This window comes from Pseudomonas sp. PAMC 29040 (assembly GCF_003994535.1).
Classification (GTDB): domain Bacteria; phylum Pseudomonadota; class Gammaproteobacteria; order Pseudomonadales; family Pseudomonadaceae; genus Aquipseudomonas; species Aquipseudomonas paraversuta.
Genome location: NZ_RZAA01000013.1, coordinates 29,062 through 50,007, shown reverse-complemented (window position 1 = coordinate 50,007; position 20,946 = coordinate 29,062). Strand labels below are relative to the sequence as shown.

Sequence of the window (20,946 nt, the reverse complement as noted above, 5' to 3'; positions counted from 1 at the left end):
CACTTATGACTAAGAAATATTTTGGCACCGACGGTATTCGTGGTCGGGTCGGCGTTTATCCAATTACCCCTGACTTCATGCTCAAGCTGGGTTGGGCGGCGGGTATGGCGTTCCGCAGCAAGGGTGCATGTCGCATCCTGGTAGGCAAGGACACGCGCATTTCCGGTTATATGTTCGAGTCCGCGCTAGAGGCCGGTCTGTCTGCGGCCGGTGCCGATGTGATGCTGTTGGGGCCAATGCCTACTCCGGCCATTGCTTATCTGACGCGCACCTTCCATGCGGAAGCGGGCATTGTGATCAGTGCTTCGCACAATCCCCACGACGATAACGGTATCAAGTTCTTCTCGGGGGATGGCACCAAGTTGCCTGATGACGTCGAGTTGATGATTGAGGAGTTGCTGGACACTCCGATGACCGTCGTTGACTCCGACAAGCTGGGTAAGGTGTCGCGTATCAATGATGCGCCGGGTCGCTATATCGAATTCTGCAAGAGCAGTGTGCCGAGCAGTACCAACTTCAGCGATCTGAAGATCGTTATTGATTGCGCCCATGGTGCGACCTACAAGGTTGCGCCAAGTGTTTTCAAGGAGCTGGGTGCACAAGTCACTGTGTTGTCGGCTCAGCCTAATGGTTTGAACATCAACCATGATTGCGGCTCGACCCATATGGGGCAGTTGCAGGCTGCAGTCCTGGCTGAGGGCGCGGACCTGGGTATCGCGTTTGATGGCGACGGTGACCGGGTGCTGATGGTTGATCACACGGGCGCGATTGTTGATGGTGATGAGTTGCTGTTCATCATTGCCCGCGACTTGCATGAGCGTGGCAAATTGCAAGGTGGTGTCGTCGGCACGCTGATGAGTAATCTCGGGCTTGAATTGGCGCTGGATGACCTGGGCATTCCCTTCGTTCGGGCCAATGTCGGGGATCGCTATGTGATTGCAGGCCTGCAAGAGCGCGACTGGCAGGTGGGTGGTGAGAACTCGGGGCATATCGTGTGCTTCCAGCATACGACCACCGGTGATGCGATTATCGCTGCCCTGCAGGTGCTGCTGGCGTTGCGTCGCCGTGGCGACAGTCTGGCCCAGGCGCGTCAGGCGTTGCGTAAATGTCCGCAGGTGCTGGTAAATGTGCGGTTTGGTGGTGGTGTTGACCCGGTCGAGCACCCGGCCGTCAAAGAGGCCTGCGCACGAGTCACTGAAGCCATGAAAGGGCGTGGGCGTGTATTGCTGCGCAAGTCGGGTACCGAGCCTCTGGTGCGCGTAATGGTCGAAGGTGACGATGAAAATATGGTTCGCGGCTATGCCGATGAGCTGGCAAAACTAGTAAGTGAAGTTTGTGCCTGAATTCGACTTGCCAGCGCGGATGTGGTTGGGTAACATCTGCGCCCACTTTGACCGACGAGGTAAAGCATGCGTCGCATGATGGTAGCTGGTAACTGGAAGATGCACGGTACCTGCGCCAGCGTCGCTGAGCTGATCGTTGGTCTGCGTGATCTGTCCTTGCCTGGCAGTGTTGATGTTGCAGTATTCCCGCCTGACCTGTTCATTGATCGTGTGATCAAAGGCTTACAAGGCGCGCCAATTTCGGTTGGTGCTCAGAATGCTGCGGTTGAAGCAAAGCAGGGCGCTCTGACCGGGGAGATTTCTTCGAGTCAGTTGCAGGATGCGGGTTGCGCATTGGTGCTTGTAGGTCACTCTGAGCGTCGCCTGATTCTGGGTGAGTCGGATGAGACCCTCAATCGCAAGTTTGCAGCAGTTCAGGCTTCTGGTCTGACGCCGGTGTTGTGTATAGGGGAAACCCTGGAGCAGCGCGAAGCCGGGCAAACCCTTGAAGTGGTAGGGCGTCAACTGGATGTCGTGATTGACGCATTTGGTATTGAGGCTTTTGTAAATGCAGTGATTGCATATGAGCCGGTCTGGGCCATTGGTACCGGGCTGACTGCATCACCGCAGCAAGCGCAAGATGTGCATGCGGCCATTCGCGCACAGTTGGCGCAAAAGAATTCTGAAGTCGCGCAAGGTGTGCGGCTTCTATACGGCGGCAGCGTGAAGGCGGCCAATGCGGTCGAACTGTTCAGCATGCCGGATATCGATGGGGGACTCATTGGCGGGGCTTCCCTGAATGCAGATGAGTTCGGTGCGATTATTCGTGCCGCAGGAAACTGAAAATGCTGGATAACGTCGTAACTGTTTTTCATCTGCTGACAGCTTTGGGTGTAATTGCCCTGGTTTTGCTGCAACAGGGTAAGGGAGCGGATGCTGGAGCTTCTTTTGGCGCAGGTGCATCAAATACTGTGTTCGGAAGCCAAGGTTCCTCTACCTTTCTTAGTAAGTTTACTGCTATACTTGCCGCAGGTTTTTTCATAACCAGCTTGGGGTTAGGTTACTTTGCTAAAGAGAAAGCTGAACAGCTGACTCAAGTAGGTTTGCCAAATCCAGCGGTTTTGGAAGTTCCAGTGCAAAAGCCGGCTTCAGATGATGTTCCGGTGCTTCAAGAGCAAAAGTCGGCAACTCCTGCGACTGACGTACCTCCAGCTCAAGAGCAAAAGTAAAACGGGTTTCATGATGTAACTGTAGTATTGCCGAGGTGGTGGAATTGGTAGACACGCAACCTTGAGGTGGTTGTGCCCATAGGGTGTAGGGGTTCGAGTCCCCTTCTCGGTACCAATTATCAAGAATGCCCGCAGTAGCGGGCTTTCTTGTATGTGGAAGGTTGGATTGACCCTGAAAAGGATCAACCGTATACTTCCGCTCCAGCTTTGTCGCGGGATGGAGCAGTCTGGTAGCTCGTCGGGCTCATAACCCGAAGGTCGTCGGTTCAAATCCGGCTCCCGCAACCAGTTTTAGCGGAGCCCCTTATTAGGGGCTTTTTGTTAGCTGGACACTTTATAGCGTCGGTATTCAACGACGTTTCAGAGATGGGCGCTTCGCCCATTTTTTCATTTTGCACAGCATGCACAAACATGCACTAGGGGGTTCAAGTGTCGAGCAAGCTAGAAGAGTTGCAGGCCTTGCTGGCCCCGGTGATCGTGGCCCTTGGCTATGAATGCTGGGGTATTGAATTTTCGGCTCAAGGCCGCCATTCAATGTTGCGTGTGTATATCGACAAGGAAGGCGGCGTATTGGTGGATGACTGTGCAATTGTCAGTCGTCAGATCAGCGGTGTTCTGGATGTCGAAGATCCTATCGCTGTTGAATACACCCTTGAAGTCTCTTCTCCTGGCATGGAACGCCCGCTGTTCACTCTTGAACAGTTCGCGAAATATGTCGGTGAGCAAGTGAAGATCAAGCTGCGCTCGCCTTTTGAAGGGCGACGTAACTTTCAGGGCCTTCTGCGCGGCGTAGAGGAGCAGGACATCGTGGTGCAAGTTGAAGACCATGAATTCCTGTTGCCGATCGATATGATCGACAAGGCCAACATTATTCCCAGTTTTGACTGAGACGCGGATCCCGCGGATCCAATGGCTTGCGAAAGGCGAGGCGTACGATGAGCAAAGAAGTACTGCTGGTTGTTGAGTCGGTGTCCAATGAAAAGGGCGTACCGGCAAACGTTATTTTTGAAGCGCTGGAGCTGGCTCTGGCCACCGCTACTAAAAAGCGTTTTGAAGACGAAGTCGATCTGCGTGTGGAAATCAATCGCCACACCGGTAATTATGAGACTTTCCGTCGCTGGACTGTGGTCGAAGACGAAGATCTGGATGATCCAGCAATCGAGTTGGCGGTAGACCAGGCCCAGGCGAAACAGCCAGGCGCTGTAGCCGGCGATATTATCGAAGAAAAAATCGATTCTATCGAATTCGGTCGGATTGCTGCACAGACTGCCAAACAGGTAATCGTGCAGAAAGTCCGCGAAGCCGAGCGTGCTCAAGTAGTCGATGCCTATCGTGAGCGTCTGGGCGAAATTATTTCGGGTACCGTTAAAAAGGTGACACGTGACAATGTGATCGTCGATCTGGGTAACAACGCAGAAGCGTTGCTGGCTCGTGAAGACATCATCTCGCGTGAAACTTTCCGTGTTGGCGTACGCCTTCGCGCACTGCTGAAAGAAATTCGTACCGAGAACCGCGGTCCTCAACTGATCCTGTCGCGTACCGCGCCGGAGATGTTGATCGAGCTGTTCCGTATTGAAGTTCCAGAAATCTCCGAAGGCCTGATCGAAGTGATGGCGGCCTCCCGCGATCCTGGATCTCGCGCTAAAATAGCCGTTCGCTCCAAAGACAAACGCATTGATCCGCAAGGTGCCTGCATCGGTATGCGCGGTTCGCGCGTCCAGGCAGTGTCCGGCGAATTGGGCGGAGAGCGAGTGGATATCGTCCTTTGGGATGACAACCCGGCGCAGTTCGTGATCAACGCAATGTCGCCAGCAGAAGTAGCGGCGATTATCGTCGACGAAGATGCCCATGCCATGGACATCGCCGTTGGCGCAGACAATCTGGCCCAGGCGATTGGTCGCGGCGGTCAGAACGTACGTTTGGCCAGCCAGTTGACCGGCTGGACCCTGAACGTGATGACCGAATCGGACATCCAGGCTAAGCAGCAAGCAGAAACCGGCGACATCCTGCGCAACTTCATCGAAGAGCTTGAAGTTGATGAAGACCTGGCGCAGGTACTGGTAGATGAAGGCTTTACTAGCCTGGAAGAGATTGCCTACGTACCGGTGGAGGAAATGCTCAACATCGATGGCTTTGACGAAGATACCGTCAACGAGCTTCGCGCTCGAGCCAAGGATCGTTTGTTGACTAAAGCCATCGCTACTGAGGAAAAGCTGGCAGACGCCCATCCGGCCGAAGACCTGCTCTCGCTTGAGGGTATGGACAAGGATTTGGCGATGGAACTGGCGGTGCGCGGCGTAATTACCCGCGAAGACCTGGCCGAGCAGTCTATTGACGACCTGCTCGACATCGACGGCATTGACTCTGATCGTGCCGGCAAGTTGATCATGGCCGCCCGAGCCCATTGGTTCGAGTAATTAGGCGCGGCCTGAGGAGAGAAATGCATGACGCAAGTCACGGTGAAACAACTGGCCGATGAGGTCAAAACACCGGTTGAGCGCCTGTTGCAGCAGATGCGTGAGGCAGGTCTGCCGCACAACGCCGCCGAGCAGAATGTGACCGACAGTGAGAAGCAGGCTCTGCTGACTCACCTGAAAAGCAGCCACAAGGCTAAAGTGGAAGAACCGCGCAAGATCACTTTGCAGCGTAAAACCACCAGTACCCTGCGTGTAGCTGGCAGCAAAAGCATTAGTGTTGAAGTACGCAAGAAGAAAGTTTTCGTACAACGCAGCCCGGAAGAAATCGAAGCCGAGCGCAAGCGTGAGATGGATGAGCGTCGTGCAGTAGAAAATGCCGCACGTCAGAAGGCTGAAGAAGAATCCAAGCGTCGCGCCGAAGAAGACGCGCGCCGTCAGCCTGCATCTACCTCTGCTCCTGCAGCAGCTCCGGCTGTCGCTGCTCCTGCACCTGTGCAGGCTGCACCGGCTGCAGCACCTGCGCCAGCCGCTGATGCACGTAAACGTGACGAACAGCGTCGCCCGGACAAACCACGCGCAGACGATAACAATCGTCGCGGCAGTGGTGACGGCGATCGCAAGAACGCACCGCATCGCGCATCGGTTAAAGAAAAAGCACCGACTCCACGTGTTGCTCCGCGCTCTTCCGATGAAGAAAGCGATAGCTTCCGTCGCGGTGGTCGTGGCAAGGGCAAGCTGAAGAAGCGTAACGCTCACGGTTTCCAGAGCCCAACCGGCCCTGTAGTTCGTGACGTACAGATTGGCGAGACCATCACTGTCGGCGATTTGGCTGCACAGATGTCGGTCAAGGCTGCTGAAGTCATCAAGTTCATGTTCAAGCTGGGTACTCCGGCAACCATCAACCAGGTACTTGATCAGGAAACTGCTCAACTGGTTGCTGAAGAACTGGGCCACAAAGTGACTCTGGTAAGCGACAACGCCCTGGAAGATTCCCTGGCCGAGTCCCTGAAGTTCGAAGGCGAGTCGTTCTCCCGTGCTCCGGTTGTGACCGTAATGGGTCACGTTGACCACGGTAAAACGTCCCTGCTCGACTACATCCGTCGTGCCAAGGTAGCTGCTGGCGAAGCCGGTGGTATTACTCAGCACATCGGTGCATACCACGTTGAAACCGAACGCGGCATGGTCACGTTCCTCGATACCCCGGGTCACGCTGCGTTTACCGCAATGCGTGCTCGTGGTGCCAAGGCGACTGACATCGTGATTCTGGTTGTTGCTGCAGATGACGGCGTAATGCCGCAGACCATCGAAGCTGTTCAGCATGCGAAAGCTGCTGGCGTGCCGCTGGTTGTTGCAGTGAACAAAATCGACAAGCCGGGCGCTGATCTCGATCGCATCCGCAGCGAGTTGTCCGTTCACGGCGTAACGTCGGAAGAATGGGGTGGCGACACTCCGTTTGTTTCGGTTTCGGCGAAAATGGGTACCGGCGTTGACGACTTGCTCGAAGCCGTATTGCTGCAAGCTGAAGTCCTGGAACTCAAGGCAACTCCATCGGCTCCTGGCCGTGGCGTAGTAGTTGAGTCCCGTCTGGACAAAGGCCGCGGTCCGGTTGCGACTGTTCTGGTTCAAGACGGTACCCTGCGCCAAGGCGACATGGTTCTGGTCGGTTCCAACTACGGCCGCATCCGCGCCATGCTCGACGAGAACGGCAAATCCATCAAGGAAGCCGGTCCATCCATCCCTGTCGAGATTCTCGGCCTGGACGGTACGCCAGATGCTGGCGACGAGATGAGCGTAATGACTGACGAGAAGAAGGCGCGTGAAGTTGCCCTGTTCCGTCAAGGCAAGTTCCGCGAAGTGAAACTGGCTCGTGCTCACGCAGGCAAGCTGGAAAACATCTTCGAGAACATGGGCCAGGAAGAGAAGAAGACGCTTAACATCGTCCTCAAATCTGACGTCCGTGGTTCGTTGGAAGCTCTGCAGGGCGCTCTGAGCGGCCTGGGTAACGACGAAGTGCAAGTGCGCGTAGTGGGCGGCGGTGTCGGTGGTATCACCGAGAGCGACGCTAACCTGGCACTGGCATCCAACGCTGTACTGTTCGGCTTTAACGTTCGTGCTGATGCTGGCGCGCGCAAGATTGTCGAGCAAGAAGGCCTGGACATGCGTTACTACAACGTCATCTACGACATCATCGAAGACGTCAAGAAAGCCCTTACCGGCATGCTTGGCAGCGACGTTCGCGAGAACATCCTGGGTATCGCTGAAGTGCGTGACGTATTCCGTTCGCCTAAGTTCGGTGCTATCGCAGGTTGTATGGTGCTGGAAGGTGTTGTTCACCGTAACCGTCCAATCCGCGTACTGCGTGATGACATCGTTATCTTCGAAGGCGAGCTGGAATCCCTGCGCCGCTTCAAGGATGACGCTGCCGAAGTACGTGCCGGCATGGAATGCGGTATCGGCGTCAAGAGCTACAACGACGTTAAAGTCGGTGACAAGATCGAAGTGTTCGAGAAGGTCCAGGTTGCTCGCAGCCTCTAAATCGCGAGCCTCAAGAGCGAGGACGAGCCAGGGCATGCAAATGCCTTGTGCCCGGCCTGGACTCTAAACGCAACGCCCGGTCCGGCTTCTGTCTGGCCGGGCGTTTGCCGCTTTCAGACCGCATGGGTTTCCCATGGGTGAGTAACAGGTAACAAGACATGGCAAAAGAATATAGCCGTACCCAACGTATTGGCGATCAGATGCAGCGCGAGCTGGCACAGCTGATCCGTCGTGAAGTCAAAGATCCACGCGTGGGTCTGGTTACAATTACCGCTGTTGAAGTCAGCCGTGACGTCGGTCACGCCAAGATCTTCATCACCGTGATGGGCCAGGACAACGCTGAAGACATCGCCCAGACCGTCAAGGTGCTGAACTCGGCAGCGGGTTTCCTGCGCATGCAACTGGCGCGTGAAATGAAACTGCGCAGCGTTCCGCAACTGCACTTCCACTACGATGAAAGTGTCGTGCGTGGTGCGCACCTGTCCGCCTTGATTGAGCGTGCAGTGGCTGAAGACAATCAGCATCCTGAAGGCACCGCTCCCGAAGACACCAAGGAGTAACCGGTGGCTCAGGTCAAGCGTATCCGTCGTAACGTCAGCGGTATCATCCTGCTCGACAAGCCGCTTGGATTCACCTCCAATGCGGCCCTGCAGAAAGTCCGCTGGCTGCTCAATGCCGAGAAGGCAGGGCACACCGGTAGCCTCGATCCATTGGCCAGTGGCGTATTGCCGCTGTGCTTTGGCGAAGCCACCAAGTTTTCGCAATACCTGCTCGATTCCGACAAGGGTTATGAAACCCTGATGCAATTGGGCAAGACCACGACCACAGCGGATGCCGAAGGCGATGTTTTGCTGACGCGTCCGGTGACCGTTGGTCGCGCCGATATTGAAGCTGTTTTACCCAAATTCCGTGGGCAAATCAGTCAGATACCGCCGATGTACTCTGCACTCAAGCGTGACGGCCAGCCGCTTTACAAGTTGGCTCGTGCAGGCGAAGTGGTGGAGCGCGAACCGCGTTCTGTTACTATTACCCGCCTCGAATTACTGGCCAGCGAAGGCGACACTGCGCGCTTGTCCGTCGACTGCACCAAAGGCACCTATATCCGTACCCTGGTGGAAGATATTGGTGAGCAACTGGGTTGCGGTGCATACGTTGCAGAGCTGCGTCGTACACACGCCGGACCTTTCAGCCTGGCCCAAACGGTCACTCTGGAAGAGTTGGAAGCTGTGCATGCCGAAGGCGGAAACGAAGCGGTTGACCGCTTCCTGATGCCATCGGACAGCGGTTTGCTGGACTGGCCTTTGCTGCACTTCTCGGAACACAGCGCATTCTATTGGCTTAATGGCCAACCGGTACGCGCTCCGGATGCTCCGAAGTTCGGCATGGTGCGGGTACAAGATCACAACGGTCGCTTTATCGGTATCGGTGAAGTGAGCGAAGACGGGCGCATCGCGCCGCGTCGACTGATTCGGTCAGAATGACCGGAACAGGCTGGCTCGAGATGTAATACTCTTTGGCCAGACTGGAACGAGGGTGGCTGTTATTAGGCACGGTCACTCCTCACTTATAAATACGAGGATTTGTCCTCGGCCTATTGGATCTGTCTTGTTCGCAAGCAGAACCCTAATGAAAGGAAATGCCCCATGGCACTGACAATCGAACATAAAGCAGAAATCGTAGCTGACTACCAGCAAGCTCCAGGTGATACAGGTTCTCCAGAAGTGCAGGTTGCACTGCTGACCTTTAACATCAACACGCTGCAAGGTCACTTCAAAGAAAACAAAAAAGACCACCACTCCCGTCGTGGTCTGATCCGCATGGTAAACCAGCGTCGCAAGCTGCTGGACTACCTCAAAGGCAAGAACGTTGAGCGTTACAAAACGCTGATCGCTCGCCTGGGTCTGCGTCGCTAATAGCGATGTTGCTAGAGGCTGGTCGTTTGTCGTGTATCTGCGGGTTTCCCGCAGGTGTACGGCAGGCTTCCAGCCTCAAGTTTTATCTGGGCCAGCCGGATTCTTACGAAAGCTCACCGTGCCGTCCGCTTTCGTAAGCATCTGAGTCGGGTCAATACCCGACATTGCGTCAGTATTTCGCAAGAAACCCGTTCCCCAAGAGCCACAAAGAAGGTAGGACACCGTGAACCCGGTTATCAAAAAATTCCAGTTCGGTCAGTCGACCGTCACCCTCGAGACTGGCCGTATCGCCCGTCAGGCCTCCGGCGCAGTATTGGTCACCGTTGACGACGACGTCAGCGTGTTGGTGACTGTTGTCGGCTCCAAGCAAGCTGATCCAGGCAAGGGCTTCTTCCCTCTGTCTGTTCACTACCAAGAAAAAACCTACGCCGCGGGTAAAATCCCGGGCGGTTTCTTCAAGCGTGAAGGTCGCCCTTCCGAGAAAGAAACCCTGACTTCGCGTCTGATCGACCGTCCGATCCGTCCGCTGTTCCCAGAAGGCTTCATGAACGAAGTGCAGGTTGTCTGCACCGTTCTGTCCACCAGCAAGAAAACCGATCCGGACGTCGCTGCGATGATCGGTACCTCGGCTGCTCTGGCAATCTCCGGTATTCCTTTTGATGGTCCGATCGGCGCCGCCCGCGTTGCTTACCACGAAAGCACTGGCTACCTGCTGAACCCGACTTACGAGCAACTGGCCGCTTCCAGCCTGGACATGGTTGTTGCCGGTACTTCGGAAGCTGTATTGATGGTTGAATCGGAAGCCAAAGAGCTGACCGAAGACCAGATGCTGGGCGCGGTACTGTTCGCCCACGACGAATTCCAGGTAGTGATCCAGGCTGTTAAAGAGCTGGCTGCCGAAGCTGCAAAACCGACTTGGGACTGGGCTCCTGCTCCAGAAGCCACCGCTCTGCTGGCCGCTATCCGCGCCGAGTTCGGCGAAGCGATCTCCCAGGCTTACACCCTGACCGTCAAGCACGAGCGTTATGCACGTCTGGGCGAACTGAAAGACCAGGTTGTTGCCAAGCTGTCCGGTGAAGAAGGCCAGCCGACTTCTGCTGAAGTCAAAGCTGCATTCGGCGAAATCGAATACCGCACCGTTCGCGAAAACATCGTTAACGGCAAGCCGCGTATCGATGGCCGTGACACCAAAACCGTTCGCCCTTTGAACATCGAAGTTGGCGTTCTGCCAAAGACCCACGGTTCGGCTCTGTTCACCCGTGGTGAAACTCAGGCTCTGGTCGTTGCAACTCTGGGTACTGCCCGTGATGCACAACTGCTGGACACCCTGGAAGGCGAGAAGAAAGACCCGTTCATGCTGCACTACAACTTCCCGCCGTTCTCGGTAGGTGAGTGTGGTCGCATGGGTGGCGCCGGTCGTCGCGAAATCGGTCACGGCCGTCTGGCCCGTCGTTCGGTTCAGGCCATGCTGCCTGCTGCTGACGTATTCCCGTACACCATCCGTGTTGTATCGGAAATCACCGAGTCCAACGGTTCCAGCTCCATGGCTTCGGTCTGCGGCGCTTCCCTGGCACTGATGGACGCTGGTGTGCCGATGAAAGCACCGGTTGCCGGTATCGCCATGGGTCTGGTTAAAGAAGGCGAGAAATTCGCAGTTCTGACCGACATCCTGGGTGACGAAGATCACCTCGGCGACATGGACTTCAAAGTAGCAGGTACCGCTAAAGGTGTTACCGCGCTGCAGATGGACATCAAGATCAAAGGCATCACCGAAGAAATCATGGAGATCGCACTGGGCCAGGCCCTGGACGCTCGCCTGAACATCTTGGGTCAGATGAACCAGATCATTGCCGTATCTCGCAACGAATTGTCGGCCAACGCTCCGACCATGATTGCGATGAAGATCGACACCGACAAAATCCGTGATGTCATCGGTAAAGGCGGCGCGACCATCCGTGCAATCTGCGAAGAAACCAAGGCTTCGATCGATATCGAAGACGACGGTTCGATCAAGATCTTCGGCGAAACCAAGGAAGCAGCAGAAGCGGCGCGTCAGCGCGTTCTGGGCATCACCGCAGAAGCCGAAATCGGCAAGATCTACACCGGCAAGGTTGAGCGCATCGTCGACTTCGGCGCATTCGTAAACATCCTGCCAGGCAAAGACGGCCTGGTGCACATCTCCATGCTGAGCGATGCTCGTGTCGAGAAAGTGACTGACATTCTGAAAGAAGGTCAGGAAGTGGAAGTACTGGTACTGGACGTGGACAACCGCGGCCGTATCAAGCTCTCCATCAAGGACGTAGCAGCTGCCAAGGCTTCGGAAGCTTAATAGCCCCCGAAACCGGCGTTGAAAAAAGGATCCTTCGGGATCCTTTTTTTATGCCTGCAAGAAAGCTGGCAGATTCAAGGCCAACTGCCATTAAGCAAAAAGCCGCAACTTGCATGCAGATTGACGGGCAGTCATGCAAACTGCACGACCCTTGAATTTTTGATTGATTATAAGTTATTGATTTATAAGGTTTTTTTAATTTCAGAAAGTTGGCATAAGCCCTGCAACAGTATAGGTAACCCTGCTGCCATGAGATGGCGCAGATTTTAAAGAAGACAGGAGTTACTCGTATGAAGAAGTTTGCTATCGCTGCTGCAACTGCTACCGCTCTGACCCTGACCCTGACCATGGCCAACGCCGCATTTGCTGCTCAATCGACTGCACAGACCCCTATGGTTGTCGCTGCTGGCGAAATGACTAAAGCCAAAGAAGCTACTTCTGACACCTGGATCACAACCAAAGTTAAATCTGACCTGCTGACTGAAAAAGGCATTCCAGGTACTGACATCAAAGTAGAAACCAATAAAGGCGTGGTTTCGCTATCCTCGACTGTAGCGGTAACCGACGCACAGAAAGAGATGGCAGTTGCAATTGCCAAGAAAGTTAAAGGTGTTCAGGCAGTTTCGGCCGATGGCCTGAAAGCTGAGTAAGACACCCCAATTCGTGGAACCGGGGGAAAGCCGGAGCAGGTGATTGAAAGATCACCTGCTGGCTTTGAATACAGGTTCATGCGACGACCACACGGATGTGGTCATTACAGCCCTCGGCGCTTGCGTCGGGGGCTGTTCTATTTGGGCGAAGGAATAGTGCGCAAACCTAGCAGGAGCGAGCTTGCCCGCGATCCGGCCTGTGCGGTACCTCATCCAGGCCGCAGAGCCGCCATCGCGAGCAAGCCAGGAGAGGGCTTTACTCGCTGTCCAGATGCAGCGGGGTAATTACCCGGCCATCGCTCTCTGCCTGACCCAGGGTGGCATCGATAAAGTACACGCGGTCATCCGCCAGTTGGCCATGGTCCACCAGATAGTCCTTGATGGTACTGGCACGATCCTGCCCCAGTTGGCGGAGCAGAACTTCACTTTTGCTCCAGAAGTCCACCAGCGCTGCACTCATCTTGGCCGCACGTTCATCGCGACTCAGATCAGCCCACTCGGCAGGCGGCTGCTGTTTCAGGCGGGCCCGGTAAATCCCTTCCAGTAATGGACCTTTTTCATCATCCGGGACCTTGAGCTGCGAAGCCTGAGCCGGCACCTTTTCTCCCTTGCGCTGGAGAATCTTGTAGTAGGTGTACTGGTATTCGCGCTCAAGACGATCCTGGGCAATATGCGGACCGTCACTGCTTTGCGCGGCGGTGCCTTCGATTTCCAGGCGCAGGCCCGGACGTTTTTTCAGCGCCTGGGCCAGGGTGTCCAGGGCTTTTTGCGCTTCAGGGCTCAGCTCGCTTGATCCTGGCGCGAATGACACCGTGCCCAGGTCTTCGGCGCCACCGCCGCTGACCAGCCCGCCAATGAAGTTGAAGGGCGCTGTAGCGGCTCGGACCACAAGGTTGCGCAAGGTTTGCCAGACTATGGGCATTACGCTGAATTGCGGGTTGTTCAGGTCTCCGGTCACCGGCAACTCGATGGAGATGGTGCCGTCTGAATCCTTGAGCAAGGCAATCGCCAGTTTCAGGGGCAGGTTCACCGCATCCGGGCTGTCGACTTTCTCCCCCAGCTGCAATTGCTCGATGACAACCTTGTTTTCAGCCTTGAGCTGACCCTTGGTGATCAGGTAATGCAGATCAAGATTGAGGCGGCCCTTGCGGATCCGGTAACCGGCAAACTTGCCGGAGTAGGGGGTCAGCGTAGTCAGCTCGACGCGTTTGAAGCTGGTGGCAATGTCCAGGCTGGCCATTGGATCGAATGGATTGACACTGCCCTTGATCGTAACCGGTGCATAGCGGTCAACCTTGCCCGAGATATCAACCCTGGCAGGTTTGGCATCACGGCTGTCAATGGTGCCGATCTGGCCGTTGAGTTGCTGAATGGCCGTGGCGAAGTTGGGGGTCAGACTGAAGTCGGCGAAATTGGCCGAACCATCATTGATCGCGATACCGCCGACATAGATGCCCAGCGGCTTATCCTGTTTCGCCGCGGGCCCGGCAGCGCCTTTCGCGCCACTGCTGGCCGGTTGCGGGATCAACAGGTCGTCCACGTTGGTGGTGCGATCATCGTTGATCATGAAGCGCACATAGGGCTGTGTCAGATTGACCTTGCTGATCGACAGGCTGTCGCCGTGCCGGTATTTGACATCTTCCAGCACCAGCCGCTGCCACTTGAGGAAGTCCCGGTTTTTCAGGGTGTCCAGAGTGTGCAGTTGATCGACCTGGGCACGACCCTCAACGGTGAAAGCCAGCGGTTCTGTGCTCTTGAGGTTGACTGCCAGGTCGCTGCCGAGCATGCCGCTACGCAGCTCAAGGCGCATGAACGGGTCGATATAGGCCTGGGCCACCCGCAGATCGATGTCTTTGGTGGTGACCTTGAGTGCGGCGCTGACCGGATTCAGGTTCACATCACCGATGGCAGTGAGCTGGCCTTGTTTGCCAACGCCGGTGTCGAGCCTGAGGTTAAACGGCGACCGGTTCAGGCTGTCGAAGTTTTTCAGGTCCAGGTTCAGGGGGCCGATATCCAGTGCTACCGGGGTACTTGGCTGCTTGTCGGCCAGGTGCACCCGATAGTCGCGCAGTTCAACATCCTTGAGCAGCACCTGCCATGGTTTGCTCGGCGCAGCCGGGCCTGGTTTGGGGGCTTCAACAGTGACAGGGTCACTGGTTTTGGGTGCGGTTTTTGCGGGTTGCTCGGCAAACAGTTTTTGCCAGTCAAGCTGACCATCCTTCTCGCGAGCGGCCCAGGTTTCCAGGTTCTTGCTCTGGATCTTGCCGACAACCACTTTCTGTTTAGCCAGGTCCACCGTGGTGTCGCTCACATCAAGTCGCTCCAGACGCGCCAGCGGGCGGCCATCCGGGGCATTGATCCTGAACGGCGCGATGCTGGCCGAGGCATTGCTCAACACCATCTCGGTATCTTTGGCCAGATCCAGGGTGTAGTCGGTGCTGAAATTCAGAATGCCGTCTTCGAGTACCAGCGGCACCGAATCGCGGACATAGGGCCACCAGGCTTTCATTTTGGCGTCGGTGACTTTGAGTTTGCCCTGGGACGTAATCGGCACCAGGCTCAGCTTGCCGCTCCAGTCGACTCTGCCGCCCTCGGGGCCGGCAGCCACCAGCGTCATTTCAGCGTTGTCGTCGGGTAGGGTGCTGAGGTTTTTCAACTCAAAGTTCATTGAGTCGTAGAGAAACTCTATGGGCTCACTGGGACGCATATCGACGAAGTGCAGATAGCCGTCAGCCAGTTTTATATTGTCGATGCGCAGCGGGAAGGGTTTGCTTTCCGGCTCGTCGGGCTTGGGCTCGCTGGCAGGCAATTTGAACAGCTGGCTCAGATTGAGCGTGCCGTCCTTGTTGAACAGCACCTCGGTTTTGGGCTTGTCCAGCTGCACGTCGGCCAGGTGCAAGGCTTTGGTCCACACGCTGTCTGATTGCAGATTGACATAGAGACGGTCAAACCCGGCTTGCTGCTTGCCCGGCTCGCCGACTTGCAACCCCCACAGTGTGAGCTCAAGGGTAAATGGATTGAACTCCAGACGGTCGAGTCTGGCCGGTACTGTGGCGTAGTTGGCCAGTTGCTGGTTGACGATACGCAGACCGATACCGGGTAAAATCAGGAAGCCCAGCAGGCTATAGAGTGCAATCGCTACCAGCACTGCGCCAATGGCGCGGATCAATCCTTTGGTCATGTGGGGCTTCGTCTATTGGTGGCCAAGGTGCCTTGGAGTATGGCACGCGTTTCTGGTTCCGAGACAAGCACCATATTTTAAGCGGGGTCTGGCTTTTTGGGTTCTGGTTAAAACTGCAAAATCAGGGTTTTGAGCGGCGGCTGCTGGTCCAGTGACGGGAAGTCGCTGGCCGGGCTCAGTACTTGCCAGTCGCGTACCGGGCGGCCGGCTTTTTCGGCACAGCGCAATACCTGCTCGCGCCAGTCGTCCATGCTGACTTTTGCCAGATTGTTGCAGCAGATCAGCACGCCATCTGGCGCAGTGGCCAGTACGGCGGGTTTTAGCAGGCTCTGGTAGTCACGCAACAGATCGACTGTACCGAAAGCGCTCTTGGCCCAAGCTGGTGGGTCCAGTAGCACCAGGTCGTATTCCCGCTGATCCAGACGCGGGTAGGACGGCAGCTTGTGACGACGCTGAATGATCGGCAACCCGGCCAGTTGGCGGATGGCGGCAAAGTAGTCGGACTGGACGAACTTCATCTTTTTCAGTTCAGGGTTCAGCAGGCCATTTTCACGACCCACCGCCAGGTTGCCTTCGGCAAAATCCAGATTGCAGACCTCACTGGCACCGCCGGCTGCGGCGCTCAGACCCACGCCACAGGTGTAGGCGAACAGGTTGAGCACGCTTTTGCCGGCGCTATGTTGTTTGACCCAGCCGCGAGCATTGCGCAGGTCTAGAAACAGCAGCGGGTCCTGGCCGGCATGGCGGCCACGCACTCGGTAGTTCAGCCCCCATTCATGGCCCACCAGATCTGCAAGAGCGGCGTCTTCGGCGCGGTACAGGGTATCTTCGCGATCGATGCGCGAGTTGCCCCGGGAACGGTCGTTGTAAACCAGCAGTAACTCCAGCCCCAGGTGCTGGTTGATTGCCCCGTGCAGTTGCAGCAAATCATCGCGCTCAAGACTCTGGTGGAAGCTTTGCACCAGTAGCTGCGGGCCGTAGCGGTCAATAGTCAAGCCGCCGGCGCCTTCCTGACTGCCGTGGAACAGGCGATAGCAATCAGTGCCCTGAGCATGCAGCTCGGCCAATAAGTCCTGACGGTTATCGAGGGCGGCGCGCAGCGCCTGATTCAAGGAAGACATGCGAAGCGCCTTGGGGGGATAGATAAGGCGCGGCAGTTTAACAGAACGGGCATTTGTAGTCGCTGCCGCAGGCAGCCAAGGGTTGCACCGCAACCCTTGGCAACGCTCACCGCGAGCCCATTCAGGCTGTTGGTTATTCGCGTTCGATTGCCAGGGCTACACCCTGGCCCCCACCGATGCACAGCGTGGCGAGCCCTTTTTTAGCGTCACGCTTGAGCATTTCGTGGAGCAGGGTGACCAGAATGCGGCAGCCTGACGCGCCAATCGGGTGGCCAATGGCAATTGCGCCACCGTTAACGTTGACCTTGTCTGCATCCCAGTTCAGCTCTTTGCCGACTGACAGTGCCTGTGCCGCGAATGCTTCGTTGGCCTCGATCAGGTCCAGCTGCTCAAGACTCCAGCCGGCTTTGCTCAGGCAACGTTGAGTGGCGCTCACCGGGCCAATGCCCATGATTGCCGGGTCAACACCCGCGTTGGCGTAGGCGGCGATTTTGGCCAGCACAGGCAAACCCAGGGCTTTGGCTTTGGTTGCGCTCATCAGCAACACCGCTGCAGCGCCGTCATTGAGGGAGGAGGCGTTGCCCGCGGTGACCGAGCCGTCTTTTTTGAAGGCCGGCTTGAGCTTGGCCAGCGACTCGGCGGTGGTGCCGGCGCGTGGCTGTTCATCGGTGGCGAAGGCAATCGGATCACCCTTGCGCTGCGGGATCAGTATCGGCGTGATTTCATCCACAAAACGCCCGGTTTCGATGGCCTCTACGGCTTTCTGCTGAGAGCGGGCGGCAAACCCATCCTGCTCTTCACGGCTGATGCCGTACTTATCCACAAGGTTCTCGGCCGTGATGCCCATGTGGTAATCGTTGAACGCATCCCACAGGCCGTCACTGATCATGGTGTCGATGATCTGGCTGTGGCCCATGCGCAGACCGGTACGTGCGCCGGGCATGATGTAGTTGGACAGGCTCATGTTCTCCTGGCCGCCGGCAATGATCACCTCGGCATCGCCGCAACGAATGGCCTGCGCCGCCAGATGCAAAGCTTTGAGGCCCGAGCCGCAGACCTTGTTGAGGGTCATTGCAGGTACGGCGAACGGCAGTCCGGCCTTGATCGCAGCCTGACGCGCGGGGTTTTGTCCGGCACCGGCGGTCAGTACCTGGCCCATGATCACTTCGTCGACCTGGGCGCCGTCGAGGCCGGTTTTTTCCAGCAGCCGACGAATCACTGCGGCGCCCAGATCAACAGCGGGTACGTGGGCCAGCGAGCCCTGGAAGCTGCCGACGGCAGTGCGGGTAGCGGCAACGATTACGACGTCTTGCATTGCGGGAGTCCTCATTATTATTGGAATGTCAGGCCTGGAGACAGGCGGGTTTGGTTATCGCTGGCAAGCCAGCTCCCACAAGATCGGTAGCCAGCCAGTGGGAGCTGGTTTGCCAGCAGACAGGATCTGCATGGTATTCAACCTAGGCCCATACGCCGTCGCGCCCGCTGGACCGAGCCATTACGCACGGCCCAGCGCAGAATCGGCGCAGTACTGCTAACCCCTGCCCGTACCAGCTTTCGCGTCAGGGGCTGTTGCTGCAGGCCCAGTTGATCACTGGCCCAGTCCGGGAGCAAATCAATCCCTGCTTGCATCATCAGTGCACCAAAGGGTTTTGCAAGCAGGCTGGGGGCTGGCGCGTTGAGCAGCAGGCACATCACCTCGTGACTGCGTTCATCGCACAGCAACTGTGGCCGCACGCGCTCCAGATAGTCGGCAATTTGCTGGCGGGAGCGCGGGACGTTGGTCGCCCCCAGGCGTTCGGCAACCAGGGCAATCTCGTCGTAGTACTGGTCTTGATCCGCGGCGGATAAATGCGGATTGCGGTAACGGATATGGGCCGCAAGGAAGTTGCTGACTTCGGCCACATGCACCCAGGTCAGTAACTCCGGATCACTGGCGGCATATGGCCGGCCATCAAGCCCGGTGCCTGTGACTTGCAGGTGAATGGTGCGTACTTTTTCGATCAGCCAGTTGGCGTCCCTGGTGGAGCCAAACGTGGTGCCAGAAATAAACTGCCCGGTGCGCCGCAGCCGTCCCAGCATGTCCTGGCGAAAATTGGAGTGGTCCCACACCCCGGCCAATGCCAGCGGGTGCAAGGCTTGAAGCATCAGGGCACTGATACCGCCAATCAGCATGCTGGTGAAGTCACCATGTACTTGCCAGCTGATGGAAGCGGGGCCAAACAGGCCGGGGTCGCCCGGGGGTGTTTCGAGGTCGAGCTGGCCAAGTGAAAGCCCGGTCAGGCTCATGATTTGGCGTTCGATAGGGCGGCGGATAAATTCCATGATACCTCGAGGGTGCCAGGGGCCGTTGACGTCGCCGTGATAGCTATGTGTCAACAGCCCCTGGCCAGTCGGGGAGACTGGCTATCAATCAACCGCGGTGACGACCGCGGAAGTAGTTGATCAGACCTTGGGTCGATGCATCGTCAGCAGGCTCTTCAAGGCTGCCGGTCAGGCGGTTGTAGACGCCTTTGCCGAGCTCTTTGCCCAGCTCCACGCCCCACTGGTCGAAGGCGTTGATGCCCCAGATCACGCTCTGCACGAAGACTTTGTGCTCGTACAGCGCAACCAGTGCGCCCAGACGACGAGGGCTGATGCGCTCAACCACAATGGTGTTGCTCGGACGATTGCCCGGGATCACCTTGTGCGGTGCGAGTTTTTGCACCTCTTCTTCGGACAGGCCCTTGTCGCGCAACTCCGCTTCGGCTTCTTCGCGGGTTTTACCCAGCATCAGCGCCTGGCTTTGCGACAGACAGTTTGCGTACAGCCACTGATGGTGATCGGAAACCGGATTGAAGCTGACGATCGGCACGATAAAGTCGGCCGGAATCAACAAGGTGCCCTGATGGAGCAACTGGTGGTAGGCATGCTGGCCATTACAGCCAACGCCGCCCCAGATTACCGGGCCGGTGTCGGTCGACACGGGAGTGCCGTCCTGGCGCACGCTCTTGCCGTTGGATTCCATATCCAGTTGCTGCAAATGCTTGGTGATGTTTCGCAGGTAATGGTCATAGGGAAGGATGGCGTGGCTTTGCGCTCCCCAGAAATTGCCATACCAGACACCCAGCGCCGCCATCAGCACGGGCATGTTTTGCTCGAACGGTGCGTTCTGGAAGTGTTGGTCCATGCTGTAGGCGCCGGACAGCAGCTCTTTGAAGTTGGACATGCCGATGGCCAGGGCAATCGGCAAACCAATGGCCGACCACAGCGAGTAACGACCGCCAACCCAGTCCCACATCGGGAAGATGTTTTCTTCACGAATACCAAATGCTACCGCAGCGGCATTGTTGCTCGACACCGCGATAAAGTGACGGTGCAGCTCGGCTTCCGAACCACCTTGCGCCAGGTACCAGGCACGGGCGGCCTGGGCATTCTTCAGGGTTTCGAGGGTGTTGAAGGATTTCGACGAAACGATGAACAGGGTGGTTTCTGCACGCAGCTTTGCAGTCAGTTCATGGAACTCGCTGCCGTCGATATTCGCCAGATAATGGCAGCGTACGCCTTTTTGGGCGTAGGACAGCAGCGCTTCGGACACCAGTTCCGGGCCGAGGAACGAGCCTCCGATACCGATGTTCACCACATCAGTGATCGGCTTTTCGGTGTAACCGCGCCATAGGCCATCGTGAATCCGGCCGACCAGTTCGGTCATTTGATTCAGAACTTTATGCACCTGGGGCATGATGTTTACGCCACTTACCGACAGTTTGTCGGCCACTGGGCGGCGCAACGCGGTATGCAGGGCAGGCCGGTTTTCGGAGGCGTTGACGATTTCGCCTTCAAACAACGACTTGATCGCGCCTTTGAGATCAACCTCATTGGCCAGGTTAACCAGCAAGTCGCGGGTTTCATCGGTGATCAGGTTTTTCGAGTAGTCCAGAAACAAACCGCAGCTGCTGAGGGTGAAATCCTCGAAGCGCTTCGGGTTGCTATTGAATGCATCGCGCATGCTGAAATTTTGCATGTCGGCACGGTGAAGTTTCAACGCTTGCCAGGCAGGCAGAGCGGTAACGTCTTGAGGAGTGCGGTAGTACGCCATCGCTGCGAATATCCTTTTGCTTGAACTGCCTTTTGGACACTGAGAACACCGAGACCTTCGTTAATGTCGAGGTGCTCGGTCAGTCTGTTTCTGCATCTATGTCAGAAGTCGGGCGATTACAGTAAACCTAGCGCCCGCTTCTGTCTCGGTTTTGTCTGACAACAGGCCGTAACT

16 protein-coding genes and 2 tRNA genes are annotated in these 20,946 nt (G+C 56.7%); 13 read left to right on the top strand and 5 right to left on the bottom strand.

The window, feature by feature from the left end; all coding sequences use genetic code 11:
- Window positions 1-5 precede the first annotated feature (5 nt).
- From glmM to WG29040_RS20855, 13 genes are all read left to right on the top strand, one after another.
- Window positions 6-1,343, top strand: a complete 1,338-nt coding sequence (glmM, locus tag WG29040_RS20915) for a phosphoglucosamine mutase (protein WP_003439606.1) — start codon at window positions 6-8, stop codon at window positions 1,341-1,343.
- A gap of 66 nt (window positions 1,344-1,409) precedes the next feature.
- Window positions 1,410-2,165 (top strand): triose-phosphate isomerase, encoded by a 756-nt coding sequence (tpiA, locus tag WG29040_RS20910; RefSeq protein ID WP_003439609.1) that lies wholly within the window; start codon window positions 1,410-1,412, stop codon window positions 2,163-2,165.
- A 2-nt stretch (window positions 2,166-2,167) separates the two neighbouring features.
- Window positions 2,168-2,551 carry a preprotein translocase subunit SecG gene (secG, locus tag WG29040_RS20905; RefSeq protein ID WP_003439612.1) on the top strand — a complete coding sequence of 128 codons (384 nt, stop codon included), beginning with the start codon at window positions 2,168-2,170 and terminating at the stop codon, window positions 2,549-2,551.
- Window positions 2,552-2,580: 29 nt separating this feature from the next.
- Window positions 2,581-2,666: transfer RNA gene (locus tag WG29040_RS20900), tRNA-Leu, on the top strand.
- A gap of 96 nt (window positions 2,667-2,762) precedes the next feature.
- Window positions 2,763-2,839: transfer RNA gene (locus WG29040_RS20895), tRNA-Met, on the top strand.
- Window positions 2,840-2,980: 141 nt separating this feature from the next.
- Window positions 2,981-3,439 carry a ribosome maturation factor RimP gene (rimP, locus tag WG29040_RS20890; RefSeq protein WP_003439616.1) on the top strand — a complete coding sequence of 153 codons (459 nt, stop codon included), beginning with the start codon at window positions 2,981-2,983 and terminating at the stop codon, window positions 3,437-3,439.
- A 47-nt stretch (window positions 3,440-3,486) separates the two neighbouring features.
- Window positions 3,487-4,968, top strand: coding sequence for a transcription termination factor NusA (gene nusA / locus WG29040_RS20885; protein ID WP_003439619.1), 1,482 nt, complete (start codon window positions 3,487-3,489; stop codon window positions 4,966-4,968).
- Between the two features lie 27 nt (window positions 4,969-4,995).
- On the top strand, window positions 4,996-7,503 hold the full coding sequence (gene infB, locus WG29040_RS20880; protein WP_003439621.1) for a translation initiation factor IF-2: 2,508 nt from the start codon (window positions 4,996-4,998) through the stop codon (window positions 7,501-7,503).
- Between the two features lie 158 nt (window positions 7,504-7,661).
- Window positions 7,662-8,063, top strand: coding sequence for a 30S ribosome-binding factor RbfA (rbfA, locus tag WG29040_RS20875; protein ID WP_003439623.1), 402 nt, complete (start codon window positions 7,662-7,664; stop codon window positions 8,061-8,063).
- 3 nt (window positions 8,064-8,066) lie between these two features.
- Window positions 8,067-8,984, top strand: a complete 918-nt coding sequence (gene truB, locus WG29040_RS20870; RefSeq protein WP_003439625.1) for a tRNA pseudouridine(55) synthase TruB — start codon at window positions 8,067-8,069, stop codon at window positions 8,982-8,984.
- A gap of 162 nt (window positions 8,985-9,146) precedes the next feature.
- Entirely contained in the window at window positions 9,147-9,416 is a 270-nt protein-coding gene (gene rpsO, locus WG29040_RS20865; protein ID WP_003439639.1) for a 30S ribosomal protein S15, read from the top strand.
- A gap of 223 nt (window positions 9,417-9,639) precedes the next feature.
- A complete protein-coding gene (gene pnp, locus WG29040_RS20860) occupies window positions 9,640-11,745 on the top strand; it encodes a polyribonucleotide nucleotidyltransferase (protein ID WP_003439642.1) in 2,106 nt (701 codons plus the stop codon).
- Between the two features lie 290 nt (window positions 11,746-12,035).
- Entirely contained in the window at window positions 12,036-12,395 is a 360-nt protein-coding gene (locus WG29040_RS20855; RefSeq protein WP_127196818.1) for a BON domain-containing protein, read from the top strand.
- 256 nt (window positions 12,396-12,651) lie between these two features.
- On the opposite strand, the gene WG29040_RS20850 is transcribed toward WG29040_RS20855, so the two are convergent.
- The 5 genes from WG29040_RS20850 to pgi form a co-directional block, all read right to left on the bottom strand.
- The gene (locus WG29040_RS20850; protein ID WP_127196817.1) at window positions 12,652-15,576 is read right to left on the bottom strand and encodes a DUF748 domain-containing protein; all 2,925 of its coding nucleotides are present in this window, start codon (window positions 15,574-15,576) and stop codon (window positions 12,652-12,654) included.
- A gap of 107 nt (window positions 15,577-15,683) precedes the next feature.
- Entirely contained in the window at window positions 15,684-16,697 is a 1,014-nt protein-coding gene (locus WG29040_RS20845; RefSeq protein WP_127196816.1) for a class I SAM-dependent rRNA methyltransferase, read from the bottom strand.
- Window positions 16,698-16,830: 133 nt separating this feature from the next.
- Window positions 16,831-18,012 carry an acetyl-CoA C-acetyltransferase gene (locus WG29040_RS20840; RefSeq protein ID WP_003439649.1) on the bottom strand — a complete coding sequence of 394 codons (1,182 nt, stop codon included), beginning with the start codon at window positions 18,010-18,012 and terminating at the stop codon, window positions 16,831-16,833.
- A gap of 137 nt (window positions 18,013-18,149) precedes the next feature.
- Complete coding sequence (locus WG29040_RS20835) at window positions 18,150-19,019, bottom strand: oxygenase MpaB family protein (RefSeq protein WP_127196815.1); 870 nt, start codon at window positions 19,017-19,019, stop codon at window positions 18,150-18,152.
- An 88-nt stretch (window positions 19,020-19,107) separates the two neighbouring features.
- Window positions 19,108-20,772, bottom strand: coding sequence for a glucose-6-phosphate isomerase (gene pgi / locus WG29040_RS20830; RefSeq protein WP_003439653.1), 1,665 nt, complete (start codon window positions 20,770-20,772; stop codon window positions 19,108-19,110).
- Between the last annotated feature and the right edge of the window lie 174 nt (window positions 20,773-20,946).

Bases quoted from the DNA above. Each gene is read 5' to 3' on its own strand.
- glmM (WP_003439606.1), top strand. From the start codon at position 6: ATGACTAAGAAATATTTTGGCACCGACGGTATTCGTGGTCGGGTCGGC.
- tpiA (WP_003439609.1), top strand. From the start codon at position 1,410: ATGCGTCGCATGATGGTAGCTGGTAACTGGAAGATGCACGGTACCTGC.
- secG (WP_003439612.1), top strand. From the start codon at position 2,168: ATGCTGGATAACGTCGTAACTGTTTTTCATCTGCTGACAGCTTTGGGT.
- nusA (WP_003439619.1), top strand. From the start codon at position 3,487: ATGAGCAAAGAAGTACTGCTGGTTGTTGAGTCGGTGTCCAATGAAAAG.
- infB (WP_003439621.1), top strand. From the start codon at position 4,996: ATGACGCAAGTCACGGTGAAACAACTGGCCGATGAGGTCAAAACACCG.
- rbfA (WP_003439623.1), top strand. From the start codon at position 7,662: ATGGCAAAAGAATATAGCCGTACCCAACGTATTGGCGATCAGATGCAG.
- rpsO (WP_003439639.1), top strand. From the start codon at position 9,147: ATGGCACTGACAATCGAACATAAAGCAGAAATCGTAGCTGACTACCAG.
- WG29040_RS20855 (WP_127196818.1), top strand. From the start codon at position 12,036: ATGAAGAAGTTTGCTATCGCTGCTGCAACTGCTACCGCTCTGACCCTG.
- WG29040_RS20850 (WP_127196817.1), bottom strand. From the start codon at position 15,576: ATGACCAAAGGATTGATCCGCGCCATTGGCGCAGTGCTGGTAGCGATT.
- WG29040_RS20845 (WP_127196816.1), bottom strand. From the start codon at position 16,697: ATGTCTTCCTTGAATCAGGCGCTGCGCGCCGCCCTCGATAACCGTCAG.
- WG29040_RS20840 (WP_003439649.1), bottom strand. From the start codon at position 18,012: ATGCAAGACGTCGTAATCGTTGCCGCTACCCGCACTGCCGTCGGCAGC.
- WG29040_RS20835 (WP_127196815.1), bottom strand. From the start codon at position 19,019: ATGGAATTTATCCGCCGCCCTATCGAACGCCAAATCATGAGCCTGACC.
- pgi (WP_003439653.1), bottom strand. From the start codon at position 20,772: ATGGCGTACTACCGCACTCCTCAAGACGTTACCGCTCTGCCTGCCTGG.